A 10,426-nucleotide genomic window follows, 5' to 3' on the forward strand; every position below is an offset into this window, starting at 1 on the left:
GAGATCGCCAAGTCCGGCGGCACGCCGCTGGCGGTCGAACGCGACGGCCGCCTGCTCGGCGTCATCCACCTCAAGGACATTGTCAAGGGCGGTATCCGGGAGCGCTTCACCGAACTGCGCCGCATGGGCATCCGCACGGTGATGATCACCGGCGACAATCCGATGACGGCAGCAGCCATCGCCGCGGAAGCCGGCGTCGACGACTTCCTCGCGCAGGCCACACCGGAGGACAAGCTGAAGCTGATCCGCGACGAACAGGCCAAGGGCAAGCTGGTGGCCATGTGCGGCGACGGCACCAACGATGCACCCGCCCTTGCACAAGCCGATGTCGGCGTCGCCATGAACACCGGCACGGTTGCCGCCCGCGAGGCCGGCAACATGATCGATCTCGACAGCGATCCGACCAAGCTCATCGAGATCGTCGAGATCGGCAAGGCGCTCTTGATGACGCGGGGTTCGCTGACGACCTTCTCGATCGCCAACGACGTGGCCAAGTATTTCGCCATCATTCCGGCGATGTTCGCCGTCTTCTACGTCGCACCGGGACAGACGACCGGCCCGCTGCAGGCACTCAACGTCATGCATCTGGCGACGCCGCAAAGCGCCATCCTGTCGGCCATCATCTTCAACGCACTGATCATCATCGCGCTGATCCCGCTGTCGCTGAAGGGCGTCAAATATCGCGCCATTGGCGCCGGGGCGCTGCTCAGCCGCAATCTGCTTGTCTACGGCCTCGGCGGCCTCATCGTGCCGTTCGTCGGCATCAAGGCGATCGACATGATCGTCACCGCGCTTGGCCTCGCTTAACTCTTTGTTTTAACGCAATTCCGGACGGAAACCCTGGAATTGCTTTGAGGAACATCTCCATGCTCACCCAGATAAGACCCGCGATCATCATGATCGTCTTCTTCACGGTCCTGACCGGCCTGATCTATCCCTTGGGCATGACCGGCATCGCCCAGGCGATCTTCCCGCGCCAGGCCAATGGCAGCCTGATCGAGAAGGATGGCAAGGTCATCGGCTCCGAGCTGATCGGCCAGGGCTTTGCCAGCGACAAGTATTTCCATGGCCGCCCCTCGGCCGCCGGCGACGGCTACAACGCCGCCGCCTCGAGCGGCAGCAATCTCGGCCCGACCAATCCCAAGCTGATCGACCGCATCAAGGGCGACGCGGAAAGATTGAAGGCGCAGAATCCGAACCAGCCCGTCCCGATGGACCTGGTGACGACGTCCGGCAGTGGCCTCGATCCCGATATCAGTCCCGAAGCAGCCTACTTCCAGGCCGCCAGGGTGGCCAAGGCCAGGGGGATCGATGAAGCCAAGGTCAAGGCGCTTGTCGATGCCCAAGTCGAGGGCAGGGAGCTTGGCTTCATGGGCGAACCGGTGGTCAATGTGCTCGGTCTCAACCTTGCGCTGGACGCCGCGAAACAGTGAATGGTGCGGGCCGGGGATCGACAGTATCCCCGGCGCCATCCATGATCGATCCCGATGCCGGACGACAGAAGCAACGACGCTAGACCTTCTCCCGACGCACTGCTTGACCATGCCGAGCGGGAAGGTCGCGGCCGGCTGCGGATATTCCTGGGTGCCGCTCCCGGCGTAGGCAAGACCTACGAGATGCTGATGTCGGGCCGCGCCAGGCTGACCGACGGCGTGGATGTGGTGATCGGTGTCGTCGAGACGCATGGGCGCAAGGAGACACTGGCCCTGGTCGAGGGCTATGAGGTCATTCCCCGCCGCAAGGTCGACTACAAGGGGCGCATCCTCGACGAGATGGATATCGACGCCATCCTCGCCCGGCGCCCGGCGCTGGTTCTCGTCGACGAACTCGCCCACACCAATGCGCCTGGCAGCCGGCACCCCAAGCGCTATCTCGATGTCCAGGAAATCCTGACGCACGGTATCGACGTCTACACGACGCTCAACATCCAGCATGTCGAAAGCCTGAACGACGTCGTCGCCCAGATCACCAAGGTCAGGGTTCGCGAGACGGTCCCCGATTCCATCATCGACCAGGCCGACGATGTCGAGATCATCGATCTCACCCCCGACGACCTGATCAAGCGGCTCGAGGAAGGCAAGGTCTATTTCCCCAACACCGCGCAGCGCGCGATCGAGAACTATTTCTCGCCGGGCAATCTGACGGCGCTCAGGGAGCTGGCGCTGCGCCGCACCGCGCAGCGCGTCGACGACCAGTTGCTGATCCATATGCAGGCCCACGCCATTCCCGGACCGTGGGCCGCGGGGGAAAGGGTTCTCGTCTGCGTCGACGCGCGTCCGGGCGGGGCGGCGCGTATTCGCTATGCGCGCAGGCTGGCCGACCGGCTCCGTGCCCCGTGGACGGCGCTGCATGTCGACAGCCCTCGCTCGGCCAGCATGCCCGAAGCGGACAAGGATCGGCTCGCTACGAACCTGCGGCTTGCCGAACAGCTCGGCGCCGAGGTGACCACCATTCCCGGTCAGAACATCGCGCAGGACATTGTTCGCCATGCGACGGCGAACAATTTCACCCATATCGTGGTCGGCAGGCCGACCCGGTCGCGCTGGCGGGAATTGATCGAAGGTTCGCTCACCTACGATCTCATCCGCAATGCCGGCGACATCAGCGTCCATGTCATTTCAGGAACCGAACGCAATGCCGAGGTGACGTCGAGGAGTGTCAAGGCGGCGGACGAGCAGTGGCAGTTCGAGATCTGGCCCTATCTCAAGGCCACGGCCTTTGTCATCGGTTCGCTCGCCTTCGCCGTCGTTCTCGACCAGTTTCTCGACGTTCGCAACCTGGCGATCATTCTTCTCATCGGCGTACTGGCATCGGCGGTAACGGGCGGTCTGTGGCCGGCTCTGTACGCTTGTTTCGCCAGCGCCCTTGCTTTCAATTATTTCTTCCTGGAGCCTCGCTATACGCTGACGATCCGGGATCCGGAGAGCATCGTCGCGCTCGGCGTCTTTCTCGTCGTTGCGGTCATCGCCAGCAATCTGACGGCGCGCGTGCAGCGCCAGGCGGTCGCCGCCCGCTCGCGGGCGCGGGCCACGGAAGACATCTACCTCTTTTCAAAGAAGCTCGCCGGCGCCGGCACGCTCGACGACGTCCTTTGGGCTACTGCCTTCCAGATCGCCTCGATGCTGAAGCTGCGGGTGGTGCTGCTTTTGCCGGAGGACGGGACCATCACCGTCAAGGCCGGCTATCCGCCCGACGACACGCTGGCCGAGGCCGACATCGCCGCCGCCCGCTGGGCCTGGGAGCACAATCGTGCCGCGGGTCGCGGCGCCGACACGCTTCCGGGCGCCAGGCGCCTCTATTTGCCCTTGCGCACGGGGCGCACGGCCATCGGGGTCGTCGGCCTCGACAACGACAAGCAGGGTCCGCTGCTGACGCCCGAGCAGCAGCGGCTGCTTGACGCACTGGCCGACCAGGCGGCGGTCGCCATCGAGCGTATTCAGTTGGTTGCCGACGTCGACCGCGCCAAGCTCGCCGCTGAGGCGGACAGGCTGCGCTCGGCGCTGCTCACCTCCATTTCCCATGATCTGAAAACGCCGCTCGCCGCCATCATGGGCGCGGCCGGCACGCTGCGGGATTTTTCAGCAGCGCTTCCCGAACCGGACCGGGCTGAACTGCTGTCGACGGTGCTCGACGAATCCGAGCGGTTGAACCGCTTCATCGCCAATCTGCTCGACATGACCAAGATCGAGTCCGGCGCGATGGAGCCGAACTACGCCTTTCACTATGTCGGCGACATCGTCGGCTCCGCCTTGCAAAGGGCCAGGAAAATCATTGGCGAGCACAAGATCGAGACCGACATCCCCAGGGATTTGCCGATGTTGAAGGTCGACCCGGTGCTGTTCGAGCAAGCGTTGTTCAATCTTCTCGACAATGCGGCGAAATATGCCCCGGCAAGCTCGACGATTCGCATGCAGGGTTGGACCGACAATGGCTCCGTCCTGCTGCAAATCATGGATGAAGGGCCAGGCATTCCTCCCGGCGATCTGGAACGGATTTTCGACACGTTCTATCGAGTGCGCAAGGGCGACCAGATCCGCGCCGGTACGGGGCTCGGCCTGTCGATCTGCCGCGGCTTCGTCGAAGCGATGGGTGGCACCATCATGGCGGCAAACCGGACCGACGGTTCGGGCGCGGTGTTCACCATCAAAATGCCCAGGCCGGCAAATCCGCCCAATTTCGACACTTCGAATACCGACGACCACGACGTGGGTGACCTGGCATGACAAACTCGAACGTCAGGATATTGGTCGTCGATGACGAGCCGCCGATCCGCAAGCTGCTGCGCGTCGGGCTCGGCAGTCAAGGTTATGCGGTCAGCGAGGCGCCGAACGCGAAGGTGGCGATCGAGCTGATGGAGGCGGAGAAGCCGGACCTCGTCCTGCTCGACCTTGGGCTGCCCGGCATGAGCGGTCATGAGTTGCTGCGCAAATGGCGCGACGATGGTCTCGACATTCCAGTGGTCATGCTGTCCAGCCGAACCGACGAGGCCGGCATCGTCCAGGCCCTGGAACTCGGCGCCGACGACTATGTCACCAAACCTTTCGGCATGAACGAGCTGGTGGCGCGCATTCGCGTGGCGCTCCGCCACAAGTTCCAGCAAAAGGGCGAGAAGCCGATTTTCCAGACCGGCGATCTCAGCGTCGACCTGGTCAAGCGCATCGTCAAGGTCGAGGGCAAGGAGGTAAAGCTGTCGCCGAAGGAATACGACATCCTGCGTATGCTGGTGCAGCACGCCGGCAAGGTGCTGACCCATCATTTCCTTTTGAAGCAGGTCTGGGGCGATTCGACCGATGTGCAGTATCTCAGGGTCTATGTCCGGCAGCTCAGGCAAAAGATCGAGAAGAGCCCCGACCAGCCGCGCTACATCACCACCGAGACCGGCGTCGGCTACCGCCTGCGCGAGGCCGAATGAGCAGGCCAGGTTTTAGCCGATAGCTTCCCGTGGCTGGCCAAGCGGTCTGGAAACCCGCAAAGCCGCGAGGCAGCCAACAATGCCGAGCGGCACGAAGGCAAGAAACAACCACGACGCGACATTCGCCGCCGCGTCGTGGTTCAGGCCTTGCGAAAAGCCGCTGGCGTTGGCGACGATGCCGGCGAGTGCGGCGCCCACGGCATAGCCGATGCGCTGCATGGTCGGCACCGCCGCCGAGGCGATGGTCTGCTCGCCCTCCGGGGCGGAGGCGACGATGACGCGCGTCAGGAACGGCCAGGCGATGCCGAAGCCGCCGCCCTGCAACAGGGCACATATCAGGATCAGCGGGACGGAGCCCAGGGGTATCGCATACGCAAAGCCGGCGATGCCGGCCGCGATCATCACTGCGCCGCCGACGATGATCAGCCGCTCGCGCTGCGGCGGCGCGTTGGCGACCAGGATCGAGAGGATCGACCAGGCTATCGATTCGGCGGCGATGATGTAGCCGGTGGTCAGCAGCGGAATGTCGTGAAGGCTGGTCAGCAACAGCGGTCCGTAGACGCCGAAGGAACAGGTCGCCACCGAAAAGGCGGCAACCATGGTCATGCCGGCGCCGACCGGCGTGCGCCATGAGAACAGCCGCGCCGGGAACAGCCGCGAACGCGGCTTCAGCGCGTCGATGGTGAAGAACAGCACCAGGCCGATGAGGCCGAAGGCCATCAGCAGCGAAGAGCGCAGCAAGGCGATGTCGACGCCGGCCGAGGCGATCAACACCACGGCGACGGCAAGGCAGCCAAGGGCCGCGAACGGGAAGGGCGGCGCCTTACCCGTGCTCGTCTTGGGTTTCGTCGCCTGCGGCGTGTCGAGCACGAGGAAGCTTGCCAGCGCCATGGCGGCGCCGCCGAGTGTGAAGATGCCGAAGGCCCAGCGCCATGACAACAGCTCGGTCATGATCGCGCCGAGCAATGGTCCGCTGAAGGCGGCGACGCCCCAGATCGCCGACATGATGCCGAAAAGCTGCGGCCAGATGGCGCGCGAGAACAGTCGTTCGACCGAGACGAAGGCCAGCGACACCAGCGCACCGCCGCCAAGTCCTTCGATCAGGCGGCCGGCGAGGAACAGTTGCATGGAAGGCGAGGTGGCGCATATCAGCGCGCCTGTTGCGTAGAGCAGCGCGGCGACCACCATGTTGGTGCGCAAGGGGACATAACTCACCAGTCGTCCGGCGGCCGCGCCGGCAACGATGGCGCCGAGTTCGTAGATCGCCAGCGACCAGCCGACGAGCTGTACGCCCGCCAGTTCGCCGACCATGGCCGGCATCACCGTTGCCACCATCGTTTCGTTGGTGGCGTGCAGCAGGATGCCGAGGCTGATGAAGCAGAAGCGCGCCAGGTCGCCGCTTGCCCACAATACGCGCCAGTCGACCCTGTTCGTGCTGATCTCGGTCATTTCCACCCCCGTCTTGCATATCTCGACGCCAGCGCAGGACGCCAGAAGCCAGTACGGGTTTCCGGCAGGACCATGCGGATCGACAGCGCTGGATCGAGGCGTTGTTGCGCTCGGGGCAGGCTTGTAAAACCTCAACCGGGGTTGAGCTCAAGCGTTTTTTTGAGGGCCGTTCGCGCGGATGCCCCTTCGGTTGGCGGGCTTCGTTGCGCGATCAATTCTCGGTGCTGCGCAGCTGGAATTGGCTGACGCCGATCGCGAGGTTCATGCCGGTCTGCGTCTGCAAGCTGAGCGGCTGCAAGGTGAAGGCCTGAGAGGAGCCGCCGACCAGCAGATTGGCGCCGGCGCCGACGGCGGCCGTCACCTCCGCGCTGGCGCCGATATAGTCGCCGGCCAGCGCACCCGGCGCATAGATGTTCTTCAGCGGCGTCAGCACGATCCACTGCATGACCGTCTGCTTCGTCGTGCCGATGTCGAGGCCGTATTTGTTGACGGCGCCGAAATAGGCTTCCGGCGCGAAGCTTTTGTCGGCGGGGTTGAAGGTGCAGCTCAGATCCTTGCTCGAGCCGAAGATGAAGCCGGTGCCGCCGCCTATGGCGCAGTCAAGCGTACCGACTTCCATGCCTCGGTCCTGCGCCTGCACCGCTCCGGATAGCGTCGTGAACATGGCGGCAGCTATGGCTGTCTTCAGCATGATGGTTCCCCCCCAAAATCAAACGGCGCGAAACCATCCTATCTGGTTCCGCGCCGCGGGGTGAGGGGTCATGGAGCGCACGGCTCCATGCAATCACTTGAATGAGTGGATCAGCTGGAGCGAGGTCACGGCCACGGCAAGGTTGACGCCGGTCTGCGCCTGGACGCTGAGCGGCTCCAGCATGACGGCGCTGTCCAGGCCGCCAACCAGCAGATTGGCGCCGCCGCCGGTCACCACGCTCGCCTCGGCGTTGACACCGTAGTAGCTGCCGGCGAGATCGCCTCCGTCACGATCCCGGGTCGCGGCCAGCACGGCCCAGACGAGCTGGCCCTGATGCGTCTGGCCGACATCGAGGCCGATCTTGGAGATGATGCCTGTGTAAATCTCGGACGGCCCGTGATGATGAGGCCGGAAGACACAGGACACGCCCTTGTTGGAAGCGACGATATAAGCGGTGCCGCCGTCGATGGTGCAATCGAGCGTGCCGAGTTGCAGCTTGCCGGCGCTGGCCGGAGCCACCGCGAACATCGTCGTGGCGAGGGCAGCGGCGCAGGCGAGTTTCTTGATCATGGGAGGGTCCTTTCGCAAAATACTTTCAACAACGGCTTGGGTGGGTAGACCGTTCCGCTGAAAACTTGGCGCGATCAAGGCAGGGGCCGAAAGCCTCCTGCCTGGGTTAATGCCCGGTTGCGAAGTGCGTCCTTTAGGACACGCAAAGGATCCCGCGGCACTTGGATGTCACGCGGATTCGTATGGGAAGCGCTTGCCGAAACCGAGATCAGCTGACGCGGGCGAGGCCATCCTTGGCCGGCTGGTAGGTAGGGTCGAGGCGAACGGCTTCCTTATAGGATTTCGCGGCCTTCGCCTTGTCGCCGCGCCGCTCATAGATCAGCGCCTGGTTGGACCAGGCCTCGGCATTCCTGCCGTCGAGCTTGATCGCCATGTTGAAATCGGAAAAGGCGTTGTCCTCGTCGTTGGTCGCCAGATAGGAGAGGCCGCGGCCGTTGTAGGGCTCGGCGGCGTCCGGCGCCAGCGAGATGGCGGTCGAGAAGTCCTCGATGGCGAATTTGTGCTGGCCCTGGCTCTGATAGATCAGGCCTCGATTGTGGTAGGCGCGCGCGTCGGTCGTATCGAGCTGGATTGCCTTCTGGAAGTCGTTGAAGGCGTCCTGGGTGCGACCCGCCTTGCGGTAGAGATTGCCGCGGCCGATATAGGCGGCGTCGTAGTTGCCGTTGATCTGGATCGAACGGTTGTAGTCCGCGAGCGCGGCTTCCTGATTGCCGAGGAAGCGCTGGATCAGCGCGCGATTCGAATAGGCCTGGAAGAAATTCGGGTTGAGCTGGATGGCTTGATTGAAATCCTTGAGCGCCGCTTGGTACTGGCCGCCACGACCATAGGCCGAGCCGCGCACATTGTAGCCTTCGGGATCCTGGGGATTGCGCTGGATGACCGCCGACAGCGAAGAAATGTTCTCGCTCGACCCTTGCGCCTTGTCGATGTTGTTGAATTCACCGGTCGGGCCCGCCGTTTGGCAGCCGGCAAGCGCCAGTCCGGAGAGCAGGGCCGCTGTCAGGGCGAAACCACGCAATGCAGTCCCGCGCTCCACGCTCGTTGCGTTCATGTCTGCCCTGTCCTCACTTCAAGCCGCGTCGTTCAGGTCCGGCTCCCCCTCCGGACCGGTCACATCAAAACAAAAAGGTGGCGGCGATTCCACATCGCGCCACCTCTGATATCCTTCGAAAAGGACGAAAAATTGGCGTTAGAACCGCGGCGGACGCGGAGCGCCACCTGCACCGCCGGCGGCGCCAGCAGCGACCGGGCGCGGCGTCATCGGCAGCAGGCCTTCGCGCTGGGCGCGCTTGCGGGCCAGCTTGCGGGCGCGGCGGACAGCTTCAGCCTTTTCACGGGCGCGCTTCTCGGACGGCTTCTCGTAGTGACCGCGCATCTTCATTTCGCGGAAAATGCCTTCGCGCTGCATCTTCTTCTTGAGAGCGCGAAGCGCCTGATCAACGTTATTGTCGCGGACGAGTACCTGCACGGGCAATCCTGTCTTTCGGGTTTGATATCAACAGGCAAGCGGCCATAGCCACTAGCCTCCGCGGCGGTTTACACCACGAATTGGGGCGGCTGATACCAGAATCATGCCGCGCTGTCCACAGCGGAAATGATTTTGCGGGGCCAGCCGCCGTCTGTTTGCCCTTGGACAAGTGTGCCACTTGCCCTTGAGATAAGGAGCCGACTAGGCCCTCGCGAGGTGCAGCAGCTCGAAATCCTCGAAGAACTCGCCGTAGTCGCAGGTGATCTCCTCGCCCACGGCGATGTCGCGGGTCGCCGTGGCTCCGCCATATTGCGAAAAATCCGTATTCGGATTGCTGGAATGGTTCATGAAGCGGCCATTGTCGACTTCATAGACCATGAAACCCGGCCGGTCCGGGCTCGGATAGGCATAGCGGTCGAGCAGTTCTCTGAGATGCGGGGGTGCCGTCTCGTATTTGTCCATGGGGATCAGCCGGTCGAAATCCGGATCGAGCCGCCAGATCGAAGCGCCTTTCCTGATCGGCTCCGCGGCGAACACGCCGACGCCTTCGATCGCACTCGCAGTCACATAGGTTCTGATCAGCATCATGGTTCCAGACCCGCTTTTGGACAGAAACGGAATCGCCAAATCGCGGCGAGAAATCAAGACCGGACGTCTGCCTGGCGGCTATGAACATGCATCCGGCCGCGAAAAGCCTTCACGTCCGATTGATCGACACGCCGCCATCGGCAAACAGAGCCGCTCCGGTGGTGAAGCTCGAGGCGTCGGAGGCGAGATAGAGCGCGGAACGGGCAATCTCCTCCGGCATTGCGATACGCTTCAAAGCATGCAGGCCTTCGACGAAGGCTCTTGATTCCGGGGTCTTGAAGGTTGCCGCCGGCGTGTCTGTGCCGCCGGGCAGCAGCGCGTTGACCCGCACGCCTTTCGGGCCGTATTCGGCGGCAAGCACCTGTGTCAGTCCGATCAGGCCGGCCTTGCTCGCGGCATAGCTTGTCATGCCCGGCATGCCGACTGTGTGGCCGACGAAGGTGGAAGTGAAGATCAGCGAACCACCGCCACGCTCGATCATTGCCGGCACCTGGTATTTGGCGCCGAGAAACGCGCTGGTGAGATTGGTGTCGAGCGTCTCGCGCCAGCCTTCCAGCGGCAGGTCCGAAATCGGTCCCATCCGGCCGACGGCGCCGGCATTGTTGAAGGCGATGTCGAGCCCACCGAACTTTTCGACCGCCAGATCGACGAGGGCTTTCGCGTAGGCTTCGTCGCGGACATCGCCGGCAAGCGCGATGGCGATGCCGTCGGCGTCCGCGATTTCGGCGACAAGCGCATCGAGTTCGGC

Annotated in this window: 11 protein-coding genes; 4 read left to right on the forward strand and 7 right to left on the reverse strand. The window is 63.6% G+C overall.

Annotation, left to right across the window (positions count from 1 at the left end):
• The 4 genes from EN939_RS09045 to EN939_RS09060 form a co-directional block, all read left to right on the forward strand.
• On the forward strand, window positions 1–807 hold an 807-nt coding region (locus EN939_RS09045; RefSeq protein ID WP_127267746.1), incomplete at its 5' end, for an HAD-IC family P-type ATPase.
• 59 nt (window positions 808–866) lie between these two features.
• A complete protein-coding gene (kdpC, locus tag EN939_RS09050; protein WP_127267747.1) occupies window positions 867–1,433 on the forward strand; it encodes a potassium-transporting ATPase subunit KdpC in 567 nt (188 codons plus the stop codon).
• Window positions 1,434–1,487: 54 nt separating this feature from the next.
• Entirely contained in the window at window positions 1,488–4,223 is a 2,736-nt protein-coding gene (locus tag EN939_RS09055; protein ID WP_127267748.1) for a sensor histidine kinase, read from the forward strand.
• Window positions 4,220–4,912, forward strand: a complete 693-nt coding sequence (locus EN939_RS09060) for a response regulator transcription factor (RefSeq protein WP_127267749.1) — start codon at window positions 4,220–4,222, stop codon at window positions 4,910–4,912. The genes EN939_RS09055 and EN939_RS09060 overlap by 4 nt, the downstream gene beginning before the upstream one ends.
• Window positions 4,913–4,924: 12 nt before the next feature.
• On the opposite strand, the gene EN939_RS09065 is transcribed toward EN939_RS09060, so the two are convergent.
• The 7 genes from EN939_RS09065 to EN939_RS09095 all read right to left on the reverse strand — a co-directional run.
• Window positions 4,925–6,361: an MFS transporter gene (locus EN939_RS09065; RefSeq protein ID WP_127267750.1), complete on the reverse strand. Its 1,437-nt coding sequence runs from the start codon at window positions 6,359–6,361 to the stop codon at window positions 4,925–4,927.
• 211 nt (window positions 6,362–6,572) lie between these two features.
• A complete protein-coding gene (locus EN939_RS09070; protein ID WP_023810132.1) occupies window positions 6,573–7,052 on the reverse strand; it encodes a DUF992 domain-containing protein in 480 nt (159 codons plus the stop codon).
• Window positions 7,053–7,145: 93 nt separating this feature from the next.
• Entirely contained in the window at window positions 7,146–7,622 is a 477-nt protein-coding gene (locus EN939_RS09075) for a DUF992 domain-containing protein (protein ID WP_127267751.1), read from the reverse strand.
• A gap of 208 nt (window positions 7,623–7,830) precedes the next feature.
• The gene (locus EN939_RS09080) at window positions 7,831–8,673 is read right to left on the reverse strand and encodes a tetratricopeptide repeat protein (RefSeq protein WP_127267752.1); all 843 of its coding nucleotides are present in this window, start codon (window positions 8,671–8,673) and stop codon (window positions 7,831–7,833) included.
• 138 nt (window positions 8,674–8,811) lie between these two features.
• Window positions 8,812–9,090 (reverse strand): 30S ribosomal protein S21, encoded by a 279-nt coding sequence (gene rpsU, locus EN939_RS09085; RefSeq protein ID WP_023810129.1) that lies wholly within the window; start codon window positions 9,088–9,090, stop codon window positions 8,812–8,814.
• 201 nt (window positions 9,091–9,291) lie between these two features.
• Window positions 9,292–9,678 carry an SET domain-containing protein gene (locus tag EN939_RS09090; RefSeq protein WP_127267753.1) on the reverse strand — a complete coding sequence of 129 codons (387 nt, stop codon included), beginning with the start codon at window positions 9,676–9,678 and terminating at the stop codon, window positions 9,292–9,294.
• Window positions 9,679–9,787: 109 nt separating this feature from the next.
• A partial coding sequence (locus EN939_RS09095; protein WP_127267754.1) for an SDR family oxidoreductase occupies window positions 9,788–10,426 on the reverse strand: 639 nt, incomplete at its 5' end.

It is taken from the genome of Mesorhizobium sp. M7A.F.Ca.CA.002.05.1.1 (assembly GCF_003998335.1).
Lineage (GTDB): Bacteria > Pseudomonadota > Alphaproteobacteria > Rhizobiales > Rhizobiaceae > Mesorhizobium.

Bases quoted from the DNA above. Each gene is read 5' to 3' on its own strand.
- EN939_RS09075 (WP_127267751.1), bottom strand. From the start codon at position 7,622: ATGATCAAGAAACTCGCCTGCGCCGCTGCCCTCGCCACGACGATGTTC.
- EN939_RS09060 (WP_127267749.1), top strand. From the start codon at position 4,220: ATGACAAACTCGAACGTCAGGATATTGGTCGTCGATGACGAGCCGCCG.
- EN939_RS09055 (WP_127267748.1), top strand. From the start codon at position 1,488: ATGCCGGACGACAGAAGCAACGACGCTAGACCTTCTCCCGACGCACTG.
- kdpC (WP_127267747.1), top strand. From the start codon at position 867: ATGCTCACCCAGATAAGACCCGCGATCATCATGATCGTCTTCTTCACG.
- EN939_RS09065 (WP_127267750.1), bottom strand. From the start codon at position 6,361: ATGACCGAGATCAGCACGAACAGGGTCGACTGGCGCGTATTGTGGGCA.
- EN939_RS09090 (WP_127267753.1), bottom strand. From the start codon at position 9,678: ATGATGCTGATCAGAACCTATGTGACTGCGAGTGCGATCGAAGGCGTC.
- EN939_RS09080 (WP_127267752.1), bottom strand. From the start codon at position 8,673: ATGAACGCAACGAGCGTGGAGCGCGGGACTGCATTGCGTGGTTTCGCC.
- EN939_RS09070 (WP_023810132.1), bottom strand. From the start codon at position 7,052: ATGCTGAAGACAGCCATAGCTGCCGCCATGTTCACGACGCTATCCGGA.